The sequence below is a fragment of the Colwellia sp. BRX8-4 genome (genome assembly GCF_014077345.1).
Taxonomy (GTDB): Bacteria; Pseudomonadota; Gammaproteobacteria; order Enterobacterales; family Alteromonadaceae; genus Colwellia_A.
In genome coordinates this window covers 96708-114999 of record NZ_JACGVS010000007.1, presented here as the reverse complement: position 1 = coordinate 114999, position 18292 = coordinate 96708, and the positions used below count along the sequence as shown (strand labels likewise).

4 protein-coding genes are annotated in these 18292 nt (G+C 40.0%); 2 read left to right on the top strand and 2 right to left on the bottom strand.

Translation table 11 applies throughout. The features are described 5' to 3' along the window. Entirely contained in the window at positions 1 to 9111 is a 9111-nt protein-coding gene (locus tag H4J56_RS08160; RefSeq protein ID WP_182259165.1) for a hypothetical protein, read from the top strand. Between the two features lie 10 nt (positions 9112 to 9121). Further along, a complete protein-coding gene (locus H4J56_RS08155) occupies positions 9122 to 11362 on the top strand; it encodes a thrombospondin type 3 repeat-containing protein (RefSeq protein WP_182251644.1) in 2241 nt (746 codons plus the stop codon). A 1005-nt stretch (positions 11363 to 12367) separates the two neighbouring features. On the opposite strand, the gene H4J56_RS08150 is transcribed toward H4J56_RS08155, so the two are convergent. Further along, positions 12368 to 16930, bottom strand: a complete 4563-nt coding sequence (locus H4J56_RS08150; RefSeq protein ID WP_182259164.1) for a DUF6701 domain-containing protein — start codon at positions 16928 to 16930, stop codon at positions 12368 to 12370. Positions 16931 to 17318: 388 nt separating this feature from the next. Continuing rightward, a complete protein-coding gene (locus H4J56_RS08145) occupies positions 17319 to 17879 on the bottom strand; it encodes a CBS domain-containing protein (protein ID WP_182259163.1) in 561 nt (186 codons plus the stop codon). Positions 17880 to 18292 lie beyond the last annotated feature (413 nt).

Here is an 18292-nt window from a genome sequence, read left to right as displayed (position 1 = left end):
ATGAAAACTATACAACCACATAAAACCAATAATTGGTGCCTAAAGTTAGTTTGGGTATTGCTCATTATTTTTGCATCGATACAAAATAGTATGGCGCAATGGCCAGTGCAATTTGGTGGCGACGGTGATGAAGAAATTATCGACATGGCAGTAGACAGCAATGGCAATATTATTGTTGTCGGCATGTTTGACACCAAAAACTACTTTCCTCTAGGCACTGATGCTAAGTCACTCATTATAGAATCAGCTGGCGGCAAAGATATTTTCGTTGCCTCTTATAACAGTGGCGGTAATGTCAATTGGGTCAGAACAGTCGGCGGCACGGGCGACGATACGGTCAGCTCAGTAGCCGTTGATCATGAAAATGCTATTTATATTAACGGTAATATTGGCTCTGGCGCTGCAACTTTTGGTAACGACAGAGAAACGAGTCTTAGTGTTAATACCGGTTTTACAGGTAAATTTTTTGCTGGCGGAACAAAAGATTGGGCAAAAACCACAACTTATTCTCATTATACTGCACAAAATGATGTTGATTTAGCCTCGTACACAACCACCACTATTAATGCACAACAACAAGAAGAGTTTGCCAGTGGTCTCTTTAGTGGAAAAACAGCAGTCGCAAAGTCATGGAAAGGATATTTCAACGGTATTGATGCTGATGGACTAAGTTCAACAACATACATGATTGAAGGCGGAGATGGAGAGTTGGAATATAGACAAGAAGTGAGCCGAATAGCAGCATCATCGGCGACTGAGGTTTATGTGTTGGGTGTTATTGCTGGTATTGGAAATACTGGAGGCTCATGGTGTGGTACCAATATAGCAAGTGGTGGTGTTTATCCTTATGAGTCGTGGGTATTTGTCTCAAAATACCAAGAAATTAATGGCGTATGGACATGCCAGTGGTTAACACAAGTCGACGATATTCAATATAGAGGCGACATCGTTACCGATATTGAAGGCGACGTATATTATAGCGCTGCTGGCTTAGTCAAACGCTTAGATGGTGGAAGCGGTACTGAAAGTATTTTAGGTGAAGTAGACGACCGTTCGTTATTTACTAAACCTTCGGCTTATACCGTTAGGTACATGGACCATCTTAGTACAGACTTAGGTGGGTTGGCAGTTGATGACGAACAGAACGTTTATATTTCAGGTGCCTATGTTGGCGCACCAATTTTTACCGATCTTGACGAAGCGAAACAATTAAGAGCAGTAACAACACCGTCTTTATTTGTCGCCAAACTGTCGGCAAATGAGAGAAGTGCTGACCCTTTCGGCTGGAAATGGGCAACCACAACTACAACAATTAACGACGAAGAAGACTACATTGCACAAAAAAACGCACGCATTGGGTTAAGCGCCACTGGCAATACTGTATTTGTGGCAGGTTCTACTTCGGGTCGAGAGCGTTTTAATGACAGTGTTGTTGAGCCAAAAGATCGTCAGGTTCTTAGCTTTGATGGCATTGATGATGCTCTGATAATACCATCGGCAGAAACCGAAAGCATTCTCTCTCCTACCGTAGAATTTAGTTTTGCCTTGCGTTTTGGCAACTTAGCTGAATTTCCTCAAGCGCTAATTAGTGATAATGATCCATCGGGCCAAGTATCCGATGCTAACCGCTTCAGCTTGGTGATGGAGTCGCCTACTGAGTTGGTTTTAAACAATTCAGGCGTTACTGGGGATAAACGTTTAATACTTGCATCGCCACTTAATGATGGTAAAACGCACACTTTACGATTTAATTATCAAGCCAGAGCCGGTGAAAATGGTGCTGATATAACGGTTTGGCTTGATGGTGTTCAGCAAGATACTGGTTGGTATAGTTCTTGTCCTGGCAATTGTTTATTTTATGCCGCAAAGTTGTTTTCTTTGGGCTCTCCTGGTGTGTTAGTGGGTACTCATTATTTTAAAGGTACGCTTGAGTCGTTTTCTTTAAATACATTTCCTGTGAACACCTATCCGGACTGTCCCGGCAACACATGTATAAATGGAGAATGGGATTTCACAAGCTCTGCAGAAAATGGCGATATTAGTGATGTAATAGGCAATAACGATATCCTATTAGCAGATCTAAACGCGGCGCAAACACCTTCAATTGGTATTAATACAGACACTGCCCTTAGCTTTGATGGTATTGATAATGTTATTTCAATGCCAATTCCTTATGACACGGTTACACAACAAATACCCGTTTATGAACTTGGTTTTAAAGTATGGTTTGCTGATAATGCCGACGCGTCTTATCCGCAAGTGTTAATGAGTGATAACACCAGATTTCATTTAATTATGGAATCGCCAACCTTGATAACCCTCATTGAAAATCGTGCAGAAAATACCGAGGGCGCATTTAAATTCAAATTAAATTCGCCGCTACAAAGTGGTCAATGGCATACCATTAAAATTAATCGAGCGCTTGAAATATATGGTGATTTTGACAATGCCGTTAGAGCAACAGTTTGGGTCGATGGTGGGCAAATTTATCGTGAAACTAACACCAGTGAATGGTTATATGAATTTGGAGGCATTGAATACAGTGGCTTTGCCGCACAAACTCTGTTTTTTGGACAAACGAGTAGCACAATAGCAGGGTACACCAATCTAAAACCTTTCAACGGTTATGTTGATGAACTCTATATAAACGCTGAAGTATATTCGTTAGATGCACTACAACTTGCCGATCCAGATGGTCCTGAATATTCACAGGGGCCACTTACCCCAAGTGATTTAAGCCTCAAAGGTTTATGGGAGTTTAATACACCACTAACCAATAGTGTAATTCCCAATTCCGCAAGCTCAGGCACAATGATGGATATTGATATTAGCGGTTTAAGCGCGGCAGAACTTCCTAGCCAAATCATCAATAAATACGATGATCCTCGCGATGGCTATATCTCATTATTAGATGCTGTGTCAGGCTCGTGGTTAATACCGCAAAGCTGGGAAATTGGTGAAGCAATAGCCTTGCCTGATGGAGCATTGCCATTACAACCCGATATTAAAATTGATGGTCAATTAGCTTCCGACTACTCCAGTTACCTATACTGGAGTCCTTCAGAAGGGAAACTATACGTCATTGGTGAAGCACCGGGTATTGTTACAATTGAATGGAAAGTCAGTTCAGATACACAAAATGAAACTAGAGTCACAACGTTAGGCTCGCCAGTTCAAACCAATAAAAATGTACAAACACACGTTGCGGGAACTTCTGTTCTGCTTGAACCTGCAGTAAATAATACAGCGCAACGTTTGGTATTTAGTGGTGTTGTGTATCCAGCAAACTCGAATGATTTAGTGAGTGCGGGTATTCAGGGCAAGGTTTTCAATCGAGCTTCTGTAACGGCAAGTCAGTCTGACTATGTTACCTTGCAATACACAGTTACACCGGAAGGTGAAGCGCCTAATGCACAGCTTCAAGCGTCAGTATTTCAAATCGTTTATACCAAAGACTGGCACGATCCAAGTTTTGACCTTCAGACCGCAGCCGGTAGTTGTGTTATTGGGCAGCCAATAACAGACGATAGGCATAATCTATTGAGCAGTCGCAATGGTCATGTGGTTAATAGTCTTTCTCGCTATGACGGTACCATTCATACAGCAGGCATTGGCCCCATTATACCGGTTAATAAACGTGCCTCTGATGAAATTGACGATTACCTTGGTGTCGTTTGGTATACCGCCAACGATTTTGGACAATATTGGGGCGATACCCCCGCGCAATATAATTGTGCTTGGCCAGAAAATCCTAACAAAATAGTGATTGCGAGCCAACAAGGTTTCGAGCTACTGCCAAATATGAGCAATCCTGTTATTTATCGCCAAAATGACCCTGAGCTAGCCGGTTATAACCCAAACGAAGAGCATGCATTATTTGAAAACGAAAGAGTTTACGCCTTACGCAATGATTTGAATGTAGTGCTTCAAGCAGCAAATTCAGCACAAGGCTCTGATCCTTACGTATTGATAAAATATCAAGACTCAATAGCTGACAATCAATGGGCGTTTGAAGTATTAGCCATTGCAGCAAGTACTAATAACAGACCTTTTAGCCCAATTGATGGCAGTGAACTTTATCGTCAAACTGCCGGCTTATTGTTACAACTGCCACAACCGATGACCCGTATGGCGGTTTGTGAAGAAAATGCAATTACCGTAGATGAATCTACAGCGGCTTGGCAAGATAAAGACGATTTTACCTGGGCAAGAGCCGCAGGTGATGTCACTTTACAATATTACTATCCATTGCAAGGCGGTTTTGATTACGATCTAGATGCCGATGGGTTTCAAGATTTAGAAATAGGTACCTGTATACCTTGGTTAAATAGATTAAACAATAACACCGCTGACTCACCTCCGGTAAATGTTGAATACAGTTTTGAATGGCCAGCATCTGTACCGGTGTTGCAACCGGGTGCCACATTATTCAAACCGAATGGCGAAGTGCCTTGCTCAAATGGCGCCGAGGCTGAAAAAGCATGCTATTTACCCACCATTGACGGCCAAGCTGCCGCACAAATTATTTACGATGAAAGTGTGGAAACAGGTAACGGGCAAGTTGCCGATGCCTTGGTTAAGTTGATGGACCCTTTAAGTGCGCGTAGCGTCGATTTAGAAGAATTAGACGCTACTATTGGCACCTTAAGTCAGCAAGGAAAACTGTTTTTCATCGATCTACCTTTTGTGCTCCGTTCTCGCTTAAGTTATGACAAAATCAATAAACAATTAAGTTTCAAAGGCACGGTTGATTTCCCCTTGTTTGGTGACCCGCACTTACTACCGAACATTATGACAAACAAAGAAAAACAACAAATTTTAGCGCTAAGCATCAACACGCCATTTCAAGACGCAGTAAAGGCCCTATATAACTTAACGCGTAATCCTAATCAACTTGATTTGGTTGCTAACGATGGTGAAGGTGGTGGCTCAGATGGCATACCAGATATTGCCTACTTAATTGGTTTGCAGCCCAAATATTTAGGTAAAGGTATTGATGAAGATGGTGACGGGCTCGCTGACAACTTTGTAGATTTAAACCCTATTAATCAAAAAGATGATCGCTTAGACGACAGTGAATTTAGTTTACCCGGGGGGCAGTTTTTAGCGAGTGCAGTTGACCATACCATAGCAGAGCCACAAGCTATGCTAGGATCTCGTATGGCACTTACAGCTGGCCGCCCAGCTGGCGAAGGCTATGTAACCGTTGTATTTAATAACGACCCTAGTTTAAGTTTACCCATTGAATTAGAAGTTATAAATTTGAGTGCTGATTATGGCGTGTACCAAGGTAATATATGGGTTGTGCCATCAGATAATATTTTTGAAGAAGCATTAACCTTGCGCCATACAGGCGATTTTGCAGGTGATCCTGATGAGATTTCTTTCAATTGGTATTATCAACCGGATACCAGTGGTCAACCTTTTGCACCGCTTAATGCAGATTTCGGCCCTGATAATTCTGGAGACTGGGACTTACTCACGCCAGATTCAGGTCTTGGCGCACTGGATATTACTATTCAAGGTCCCGGTTTATTAACCCTGAGTGATAATTGGTTTATTACCCATTATACCGGTTTACCTATTCGAGATAATGCCACGGTTCCTAGTCCGTGGGCAGGTGACCCAACGCAACCACCCAATGCACCCAAAGCAATGTTAGCCATGGGCTGGATAAAACGGGTTATTGCCGGCTTGAATCCATTTGATCAGCGGGTTAATAATTTCCGCACCGATGAAATTAGTACCTTAAGCAGTATGATAGCCCAAGCAGGCAAACCGTATTCAGGTCCTATTCCCTTTAATCCTGACCCAGATGTTGTCAATGCTGTCGGTATTATTGAAGCGTACCAAACAATATTAGAGCGCGGTAAAGACTTAAGTATTCGTTCTGGTTTCGATGATATTGCGGCGAATACGCAGTTGTTGAATGCTTCAACCCGCATTGCTGACTTATATATGCTGCTAGGTAATGAAGCTTATGCTGATGCGCAAGACCCAACTATTGGTTTTGATACCAGCAGCACTGTTGGCAGCTTAGCGTCTTCAATATTTACCTTTCAAAATCAGTTGGTATCGCCGTTAGAAGAAGAACTAGTATTATTGCGTGGTCGTGATGACAGCCGCGCTGGTGTTGCAGGAGCTCCTGTTAATAACCGCTTGTTTTGGAACTTTACTCAAGGCAGTGGCGAAGTTGCTTATGTACAAAGTTACCGAATTACTGATCAGAACGCCGATGGATTCATTAATGAGACCGATGCCAGCATACTTTATCCGCAAGGGCATGGTGATGCTTGGGGCCATTACTTAACCTCGGTTAAAACGAGATACGATCTATTACAAGAGCCGAATTACACTTGGACACCACGCACTGAGTCAGTAACGATTGGTGGCGCGCCCATTGAAATTGACTACTTAGATGAGCGGAAATTTGCCGGTGCAGCAGCAGCTAAAGCACGCGCGGGTGCTGAAATAGTGAACTTAAGTTATCGTGAAAAATATGTCGAAGCGCCTTCAGGTCAATGGCAAGGTTATAAAGATACCGACCGAGAACGTGCTTGGGGTTTAGACGGTTGGGCACGACGTTCTGGACAAGGGGCTTATTTTGATTGGCTTACTGCCAACGCCATACTCCCTTCACAAGACCCTAATCCCGACAATGAGGGAATTGAAAAAATTGACCGCACAACCGTGGTTGAGTTAGCCCAAATAATTTCGGGTTTCAATTCAATTCAAGCACAAGTTGATAAAGCTGACGCTGGTTTAAATCCTTTAGGTTTAGCCAAAGGAGTGGTGCCATTCGATATCGACCCTAGCTTCTTGCAAGTAAGTTCAGCAGTACAAGGCCAGAATCATTTTGACCAAATTGCCAGTCGTGCTCAAAAGGCATTGGATAACGCCCTAGTCGTTTTTGATCACGCCAGTCAACAAACGCAGTCGCTACGAAACGTGCAAGATGATGTTGATAAATTAACCTCACTGGTAAGTGAACAAGAACGAGGCTTTAAAAACCAATTAATTGAAATATTCGGTTATCCGTATGCGGGTGATATGGGCGGAGGAAAAACCTACCCGTCTGATTACGATGGGCCAGACATTCTTCATTATCAGTATGTTAGTTCTGAGTTATCGGGTAATTTACTGCCAAATGCTGAATTTACAACTTTCTTCTCTCCCATGACATTTGGTACTGAAAATAGCTTTATATTTGACGCAGACTCCCTAAATAATGCATACACTAATGTCGATGCTGGAGCAATATTAGAGGTTAACTTTCCTATTGTAACGGGAGCAGACTGGGACTTTATCGCTCCTGTAGCTTGGGGTAAGCGACGGGCACCGGGGCAATTACAAGTAGCCGTGTCAGATTTGCTTCAATCTCAGGCCAATTTAAAGCGAGCTTTAAAGCGACATGAAAACTTATTATTAGATTTAGAAGCCGCTGTAGATTTGGTGGAAGCGGAATACAACACGGCGGCTGAAACAATTACCGTATTACAAAACCAACAGAATTTATCTGATGATTTAGAATCTGCAATTGGGCTTGCAAGAGCTGTACAGCTCTCTGGGCGAACGGCAGCTAAAGTAGGTGAAGAAATCGGTGAAGCAGTTAAAGAATGCTTTCCAAAAGCAGTTGGATTCTCAGTTGACGCTACTTCCGTTCCTAGATGTACTGCTTTGGCTGGTATAGGTGTAGCGGCAAACGTTCTCGGCTTCGCAGCTGCAGATAATGCTGAGATTGCAGAGCTAGATTTAGAACTCCGTAAAGAAGCAGCTGAACTGCAAGCGGGTATTGAACTGATTTCAAATACAACCAATGTTGAGTTGTTAGCGCGGATAAAAGCACTTGAAAATCTTTGGCGCGAAGAAGCTGTACTTCGATTGGAGCTTTTTACTCAAAGTGAAGTGGTCAATCAGACTCAAGGTCGCTATTTCGCAAAACTGGCTGAGGGTGAACGCTTAATTGAAGAACGTAGGGCATTTCGTATAGCCGCTGCCGGAGATACTCAGCAATATCGTTACCGAGATATGACCTTCCGTATTTTCCGCAACGATGCTTTAGCGAAATATAGAGCGCAGTTCGACTTAGCTGCTCGTTATGTGTATTTAGCAGCTGCAGCTTACGATTATGAAACTAACTTATTGGGTAATGAATCTGGATCGGGTCGTGACTTTCTTGCTGATATTGTGCGTCAGCGCAGTTTAGGGCAGGTGATTAACGGTGTACCTATTGCTGGAACACCTGGCCTAGCCGATGTATTGGCGCGTCTCACTCAGAATTTTGATGTCTATCGAGGTCAGTTAGGGTTCAACAACCCCCAAGTTGAAGACAATCGCTTTTCGCTTCGCAAAGAGCTCTTCAGGCTGGCGGGAAATGACGACGCGTGGAGTAAAACTTTAGAAGAGGCTCGTGTCGCTAACCTTTGGGATATACCTGAATTTAAACGTTATGCGCGCCCGTTCACGGTAGAAAGTGCGGGTGAGCAGCCGGGCTTAGTGATCAGGTTTCCAACAACAGTGACCTTCGGTTTAAACTTTTTTGGCCATCAACTCGGTGGAGGAGATAGTGCTTACGACCCCACTAATTTTGCCACTAAAGTTAGGGCAGTAGGCGCTTGGTTTGAAGGTTATGACGGCGCCGCATTGTCTAATACGCCACGGGTTTATTTAATACCTGTAGGTATGGATGTATTACGTTCGCCCTCAGGGGATGACTTTAAAACCAGAGAATGGCATGTTGTTGACCAAAAACTGCCTGCACCTTTTCCATTAGGCGCTTCAGATTTACCTAATCCTGAGTGGATACCTGCCAATGATTCATTAAGCGATACTTATGGCGATATCCGTCGTATGTCGAGCTTTCGTGCCTATCATGACAGCGGTGAATATGTTCCGTCACAATCGATCAGTGATTCTCGTTTGGTTGGACGATCGGTGTGGAATACCGAATGGATGCTGATTATTCCTGGTGGCACTTTGCAGAATGACTCAGACGAAGGACTAAATCGCTTTATTCACGGGCAATTAACACCCGATGGCGTTAGTCGCGATGGTTCTGGTATTACAGATATTCTTTTACACTTTCAAACCTACGGTTATTCAGGGAATTAAGGCGATGACAATGAAACAAATTAACGTGTTCACATTGACAAAATGTTTAATGGTTTGTCTATTGTTGCAAACGAACTTCACCCAAGCGGAGATACCTGAACCTGACAATTTATTTTACGGTTCTATTTCTCTCGATAGTCTATTGTTAACGTCGGCTGATATTCATGTCACTATTGTGGTTAAAAATAACGGTGAAGAAATAGCAAGTTATCGTTTGGGGGATAATCCCATTATTGAAAACCGTTATGTATTGAATATTCTGATAGATTCGTTAAATGCGCGAACTGACAAAGTTGCACGCATTGGTGATACGTTGACTTTACATTACCATTCAGGAGATCTCGTCAGCGAAGTAGGAGAAATAGTGATTGAGGAGCAAGGAGTAGCAACTGAATTTAACATAGCATTGCTCTCTTCTGATCTTCATGAGGAGGATGATTTAACTGCTAACGACTCTGATGGTGATGGTATACCTGATGAGGTTGAATTAGCAAACGGATTAAACCCATTTGATGCTTCGGATGCACTTCTAGATAGTGACGGTGATGGTATAGATAATTTAAGTGAATTCTTAGCCGGAACTGATATTCAAAAGGATGAACAGCCACCTTTAGTTATTGCGCCAGGGACACTTGTTGTTTCAGCAACAGGATTATATACCCCGATAAATTTAGGTGTTTCGGCTGCTTTTGATCAAAAAGATGGTGAATTGACCCCATTGCCCGATGGCAATGGATTTTATGCGCCGGGTAAATATACCGTAACTTGGACTTCGTCAGATGCTGAGGGCAATCAAGGAATCGATACACAAATTTTAATGGTAAATCCCTTAGTTAACTTTTATGCAAATAAATTGGTCGCGGAAGGTGAGCGAGTTAACGTAACAGTAGAATTAAACGGTTATGCTGCGAAATACCCTGTAACCATACCTTTTGTGGTCACAGGCACTGCTGAGGCAAATGGAATTGACTATACGTTAATAGAAAGTCAAATTGAGATTGATAGTGGTTTGGTTGGTAGTACTGAATTATTGGTGGTTGACGATATGATATCGGGGGAAAATATTGAGTCTATTATTTTCACTATGGGTACACCAATCAATGCTGTTGTTGGCAATAAAAATACTTTTGTTGCCAGTATCACCGAAGAAAACATTGTCCCTCGTGTCAAACTGGTTGTTGAACAAGATAATAAAAAGACAAATATTGTTGTTATCGGTATGGGAAATATTAACGTTACAGCGGTAGTAGAAGACCCAAATATACAAGATACCCATAGTTATGATTGGTCGTTAAGTGATAGCAACTTAGTAGATGTTGATGGAGATACACTTAATTCTATTTTAGCTGTCGATTCCACTGCCCTGACAGCTGGAATATATAAAATTTCATTGCTGGTAACTGACAGTGAAGGAAATAATACTAACGTTGAACATTATATTGAACTTCTACAGGAAGCGCCTTTATTAACAGACGTTGACAGTGACGGAGATGGGGTTGCTGATAATATTGAAGGTTTTCACGATAGTGATGGCGATGGTATTGCACAATATATGGATGCAATAGCACAAATACATTTAATGCGAGCGAATTCACAAGTGAGTAATGCTTATATAATGGAAACTGAGATAGGCTTACAGATTTCATTAAATGAGGTTTCCTTGAATGTTGGAAATAGTTCGCCTTCGATATCGATGGCGGAGCTGCAAACTGTTTTTCCTAACTTACAAGAAGAAAGTAGAGTTTTTAATGGTGGTATTTTTGACTTTCGTGTCTCAGGTATTTCTGAATCAGGTGCTTCAATAAAAATTATTATCCCTCAATTAGCAGCCATTCCTGATGAGGCTATTTATACTAAATTACATATCGAGGATTTAAGCTGGCATCAATTTGTAGAAGATAATAAAAATATATTATATTCAGCGCCCGGAGCTATGGGCTTCTGTCCTGCGTCAAATGACAGCTCTTATGTAGAAGGTTTAGTTGCAGGGTATTGGTGTGTAATGCTTGAGATAGAAGACGGTGGAGTGAATGATGCTGATGGCAAAGCAAACAAAACAGTTGTTGACCCCGGTGGCGTACAATCACCGATTGTTACCGAGGCACCACCTCCAACACCTGAGCCGTCAATTCCAATAGAATCTAGTAAAAGTAGCAGCGGTGGTAGTTTTGACTTTGGTCTATTGTTTCTACTTGCTCTGTTTTTTACTTGTAATCGTCGTATTTTATTCAGATCAAAGGTTGTGATCTGATAAATTGCTCTGTATTTATAATTAGGGCTTCTAATGGTCGTAAATAGTCTGTTTTCAATTGGATAGGCTATTTATCTCTTATTTTTTAAGAGAATATTAACTTTTTATAAAAATGGTTTTTCTACTAAAAAAGTTTGTGTCATTTAAAATTTATACAATAAGAAATGTATTTCTTCTTGAATAATTAGGTTGCTATATTAATTTTATATTGCGCTCAGGGGGCGATTACGCCTTAGACTTAATACTCTATATTGATTCAAAACTTAAATAATTCCAATGTCTGCTTTGGGGATTTGAGATCTAACGCCATGCAAAAGTTTTAGTCATAATTTTAGTTGTGAATGGATGTGAATTTAAGTGAAAAAGGAAGCTTTAGGATCTATGAACTACCGTTTTTAAATCAAAAGCTAACTTCCGCTGATGGCTAATAAGTGACCATTCAGTACATAGCTTAGGAGGTTTTTAAATTTTCTTATTTTTTGTGACGTTTTTTATAGTTTTCTCACGACTTTTGACGAAAATTTTTCAATCGATTTAACTCAATCTAGCTACAGCCAAGAAAATCCTGAACGAGAGTTCTAATTATTCATGAAGATCCATAATTGTGCAGATCCTCCCTCCTTAATCATACCGGGTAACGCAGAAAAGGATGTAGCGATTGTTTAAGGGGGAATTACGTTTAGAGAAGGTCAATCCCCCAGAGTTGAATCTCAATATATAGAGTTTGAGGATACGAGTCACTCGCCGACCATCGAACAGGATCAGCGCGGAGTATATGCGGTATTAAAGTGGTTTAAAAAGCATTTTTAATATGACTAATTAGCGTATGCCAAAAATATTAATGAGACGATTAAAAAGGTTATTTTTAATCGTGATGTCTAGCAATAAACATTTGCTACCCAAACTTTAATGATTTAGAGAGCGGTTGTTAGAACATGGGGTTTATATTTCATCCTTTAAATAATAAAGGCACAAAGCTATTTTGTTAACTATGCCCACCTATGATTAGTTAATAACTTCTCGCCACGAGATGACTCGATCATTGCCTCTAAAGACTCCAAAGGTGGCTATCGCGCTAGGGTTTTCATTTAAAGTTTTCACTTCTACACCATTCCAGTGCCAATCGTATTGCAGCCATGGATATATGTTATAGATGACTTCTACCTTTCCTTGATTCCCTGATGCTACAGCAGGTAAAACAATTTGTCGCGTTACGCCATTAGGTAAATCATCAATATCTACAAATGCACCCGAAACAGCAGGAATATCAGCAGAATCAAGGCCAACATCATTAAGCGAGCCGAAACTAACATTAGTCGAATTGTATTGGATACAAGTATCAGTATCAGCTAAAACAAAGTTAGTGCCATCAAAATACTCTACTGATAAAACTTGCCCTATACGGGACGTTTCTGGACCAAAGCTGTTGTTAAGAGAAGCTCGACCAAAACGAATTTCTTTCCCTTCAGGGTTCAAAGCCCATAAGCGACCATTATCGGTATCACCATCACTGTCAATAGCGACTACGCTATCTGTGTCACTTACGGCTGCAATTCCTAATTCTATTTTAGCTGGGAAAGGAGTTATCTCTGTATTTTGATCTCGAAGGTAAACAAAGTTATCCTCAGCGTTAAATGCGTAAGTAATAACTCCTCCGCTCTCTTCAAGAAAAACCCCTTCACTTAAATTGGCAGTAAGCTTAACTTTCGCACCAAGTAAATCAAGAGTGTCAGCATCTTCTGTTGGCGTAATATAGGTAACATTACTCGGTAAAAGTTTTATGAAATCTCCCGTGTAATTACTTGTTGTTGTGCAAGTTCCACTAGGACAGATTGATGATTTTGCCGTAATGAATAATTCAGGAGCAAATTGATATTGCAACGATCCTTTACTTGAAATTGATGATGTCGATGTTCTACTCATTTGCCCGCTATAAGCGAAAGTCATTGCTGGAAAGGGGTTATTAATATCACAAACCGACATTAGATCGCCATCCAGACCCGTTGTTAATTCAAAATGATGAGGGATAAAGCGACCAACATAAGGTGCTACTCCTGTAATATCACCTGCCCCTAAATAAGTACCATTCGTTAAATTTGCAGCAAATTTGACAATACCTACTTCGTCATAAGTCATACTTTTATTATTATTAACACCATTAGTAGCAATACCATTACTAAAATCAGTAAAACTGACATTGGTTAAAACCCCTTCTGTACCTAGGGTTGGCAGATAAAGGCTATCGGTTATAATAGCGTTTTCTGATGTGGCTTCATTACCAAAGTTAACAGTAGTGGTATTATCAGATAAATCAGCACCTGTATCTGGTATTCCATTTCCATCACTGTCATCTGTGGCTTGCCACTGTACGGCTGTTAAACTTGTAGTAAAATCATCCCCTGCTTTTTTAAAAGCACTATTAACTTGATTAGCACTCTGTGCTTTTGGGTTGCCATTAACATTAATATAAAACCCAAGCGGCCTAACCACAAAAGCGCTAGACGAACCGAGCATATAATTACCTGTTGGGTCGCCATTTTCATCACGAATATTATATCTAGCATGAAGTTGTACTTTGCCCGCATCAGGATAAGTAAAAATAAATTCTGCACTGTTTACGGCTTCGTTACTAAAATTAAGAGCCACACCCGTATACGTTTTGCTCGCCGCATTATTTAAAGTTTTAATAGGGATATCAGTGCTTAAGTTATTGATTGTTACTTGGCTACCTGCACACTCGTTAGGGTCAACACAAGTTGCTAGCATTTCAATAGTGTTGCTATCAATAAATGCTGCCTGACAAGCACCCGTTGTAGGGTTTTTCTTTACCGCTTGTACTTTTAATGTACTCGCTTTATAACCAGTATTTGAGGGCTTGGCTGATAATTGCTCTGGAATAGCTGTCCCTTCTGTATCGGAGAAAAATCGAAAACCAGTATCTTCAAAAACTACATCACAGCTTGCTGAAGCATCATTTTTACACTTATAAGTTTGATCTAAGCTTAATGTAGCCGCTCCTGGATTGGTGAAGTCAAAACTGACACCGGTGCGACCAACAACGGTCACTGTTTGATTTACCATACCATTAATTGCTAGTTCTACGTCCGTAGCGTCTAAGTTAACTGTATTACAATCGGCATCTGCACAAGCTTTTATGATGATACTTTCAGCTTCACAAGTTAAACCACTCCCATCATGTTCAATTTCGTAGTGATCAATAATAGGATCACCACAGTTATTGGTAAAATCCTTGAAAGTACCGACCAATGCTAGACCACCAGCTTGTTCATTTGTGTGATAAGTATCAGTGTCTCTGTCACTGTCTTCGACAATACTAAACCCAACATTTACAGGTGAGATAGCACACCGTTTTAGCCAACCACCGTCACCACCATTACGAGTGTTCTGGGTGGCAATAATAAGTGGGTTGTCGCTATAACTGCCAATTAAGTTGAATATACGGCAACTATTTAGACCTTCGATATTATTGCCTGTTTGAAAAGATTCATATCTTATATCATCCGTTAGCTGTCCAATAACACCTTGGGTAATAGCCAAATAACCTATGGTTTCATTGGAAGCAATAGTTCCTGTGTTTGTTTCTGCTCGATCTAAAGCCATATTAAACTGAGTTTTAGTAACACTTCTAATAGCGGTAACTAAAAAGGGCTCTGAAATAGGGAAAGGGCCGTCTGGATTATTTACGTTGGGTTCATTATTCATTGTCTGAATGGATGCAATGATAGAGGGTGGTTGTGAAAACCCTAAATCGGTAATATCAACAGTATCCCAAGAACTACCGCTAAAATATCTCCCTTGAAAACGTTTAGTATCCAATGTGCTCACCCGCATTTTAGCACCTCCATCTAGATCATAATCTCCTTCTACAATAGCCAAAAAATCTACTGTTTGAGCTATGTTACCTGCGGGAGCGCTAGGGTTGGCTTTTTCTGGTGATTCCACCTGAGCAATATCAAAACCACTTTCTGTAACATTGCTGATCCTAAGTGCAAGGCGATCACTATTACTCGCAGTAGTAGGTAAACTAAAAACCACTGGAGCAACTGAAAAAGGAGTATCAAAACAAACACGAGTAAATGAAGGGTTATCTGCTGTGTTATTTAAGGTAATACGCCCTGCGACAACTTCGATTTTGCCACAAACTACTGGGTCTCGCGTTGAACCATCGCCATTGACACCCGCTTTTTGCTTGGCATATATATTAGCTATTCTATCTGAGTTAAGTACAGCATCATAAATTTGAAACTCATCTAGTTTTCCTTCAAAACCTTGAGCCACAGAAAAGTCACCACCAAATTCATCTTGTTCTTGGCCAATAACAATTGCATTACTATTAGTGACAGATAAAACACCGCTATTAACACCATCATCACAATCTTGCTCATTACCATCAACAAATAAGCAAACATCTTCACCCCTTCGGGTAAGAGCAATATGATGCCATGAGCCATCAGTGAGTTCGATACTACTTTTTAATGTTTTACTCCCATTTTTAACTTTAATATAAACTTTTTTATCATCTTCCAGAGCTATCTCTAATTCATCATCTTCATCTTCGCCAATGCCTAAGGCATGAAAAACTTCCTGCTGCTTTTTATCTACAGTTGTATTAACCCAGAAACTCACCGAGAAGTCATCTAGGCCATTAACAGATCCACTAGGCACCATAACCCAGTCATTAATGCCATCAGCAGTTAAGTCGAGTGACCGATTAATAACAGCATCATCAACAGGATCTGATACACCAAAGGTTTTACCAGAATAATTTCCCGTTTGATCAAAAACCTCATCATCAGCCCCTGTGTAGCTACAATCATCAAAACGGTAATCTACGATTAAACTCGCTGCTTTAACAATTGTTCCAGTAGCAGTTGCATCAGCGATAGAGCCTGCACTTGCATTACTTAATGTAAGAGTAAAGTCACCACTCCCTGAAGGTGAAGTAATAATATTTACTGTACTAGATATATCACCCTCGAATATCGTTACCGTGCCATTAGCGCTCGTATAATCAGTTCCTGAAGTAGCAGCCCCATTTGAGGTGGCATAATCCAAGGTAATGTCTTCGGAGTAACTACTCGTCAGCTCAATAGTAAAAGTGGCAATATCGCCAGCATCAATACTTATATCATCAACAGAAATATCGGGCTCATTTCCAATCACCGTAATACCAAATGTAATTGAAAAAACATCACTTTCTTTGTTGGTGTCACAACCATCTTTTCTATAGGCATAAAAAGAAATAGTATAACTACCTGCTGTTGAAGGTGCAGTAATATCAAAACCACGATTATAAGTGCCCGCACGTTCTATATTAGCGTCATTATTGCAAGTAGTCGTACCATTTAATATGTAAGAAGTGGATCGCCAACGCCCATTATCACCGTTCCCATCGGTAGTGACATTAAGTAGCACTGATATTGTTTCGCTCGCTGAAACTATTGTAGTTGGAGTACCATTAAGTAGTACACTATTAATAACTCTCTCAGCTTGACTCGGCAGTGAAAAACAAAGTAACAAAATAGCTAATATTAATACGTTTTTCACGGTGTGATCCTTCCCTATACTATCTGACTAGAACAAGCATTTAAAATGCATCTACATATTGACATAATCTTAGATTGTATTTTGCTTTATCAACAAGTTGCCATTTTTACAACAAATAAGTTTGGTCGCTTGATGAAAGCTTTCATCATCAAAACTCTGTCTTGGCAAAAAATAAAATATAGGCAATGTTAACAAAATAAAGCAAAGGTAACGCTAAGTAGCTAAAGTTGCAATATAAAGAGGTGAAATTGACTGACCACTAAATAAAAATGGATACTCACTTGTATCCATTTTTACTTATTCAAACAACCTATAGCTTACGACTGTTAATAAACCTGTTAAATAACGAGACCATAAAGATATTATTTATCTTTATGGTCGTTAATATCTATCCATGAATTACCTCAAAGATATCTTTAAATGAGGTTTTAGTAATAATATCAATATGTAAATGTAATTTACGCGCAATATCACTCGAAGATATAACACCTCTTATATGGTGATTACTCCTATCAACAACTAAACAATGGCGTAATCCATAATTTTTTAATGTTGAAACAACATCATTAACCTTAGCATTTTCAATATCTTTGTAATCAAGTGCGTGTAGCATAGACCTTGGTATCATCATATCTTTTACTAGTATTTCATCTCTAGCAATGCCCTTTGCAACTTCTGCTACGATACGTTGCTCTGACAACTCATTGGTACTCACTATACCTAAAAAATCATTGTTTGTTGACACAACTATTTTCATTTTTACATGTGCTTTGAGCATCAACTTTAAAGTATCAGCAGCATCAGTATCCCCTTCAATCACTAACGCCTTATGTTCTTTAAAATCAGTAAAGATATCTGTAGCTGGCGATGTTAAAGATATATTGTGAAAATCTTCTGGTGATATAATCTTGTCTATCAAATCTAAATCAAATAACTGTAAACTGGTCATAATTACTACTCACTTTATTAAGAATCATCTTGTCTCTAACAGAAAAAAATACACTAAATGATATTTTCCTGTTGCTTAATCAAGGTTTTAATCGTGTTACTCTGTTAATTAAACGCTTGATTAAAAGCATCTTTTGTATAATTACAAATCACTTTTATATTGATGTTTTTTCTGCCTAGTAAATGAAATATGACAGCCGAACTTAGCATGACCTTTTCGACAACTATCAAGCTCAAAAGTAACATGAACACAATGAATTAAATGTTTATGTATACTAAGGTTTTTACGACTTTATTAACGTAGGATTTTAATTTTAAATCCTAGCTTATATAACAAAAATCGTTGATAGCATCTTAAATAAATCTCCACAAAAAAATTGTCGAGATTAGGTCAAAAATCAATATTTAAATGGC

Coding starts and splice junctions, on each gene's coding strand:
- H4J56_RS08155 (WP_182251644.1), top strand. CDS start 9,122: ATGAAACAAATTAACGTGTTCACATTGACAAAATGTTTAATGGTTTGT.
- H4J56_RS08145 (WP_182259163.1), bottom strand. CDS start 17,879: ATGACCAGTTTACAGTTATTTGATTTAGATTTGATAGACAAGATTATA.
- H4J56_RS08160 (WP_182259165.1), top strand. CDS start 1: ATGAAAACTATACAACCACATAAAACCAATAATTGGTGCCTAAAGTTA.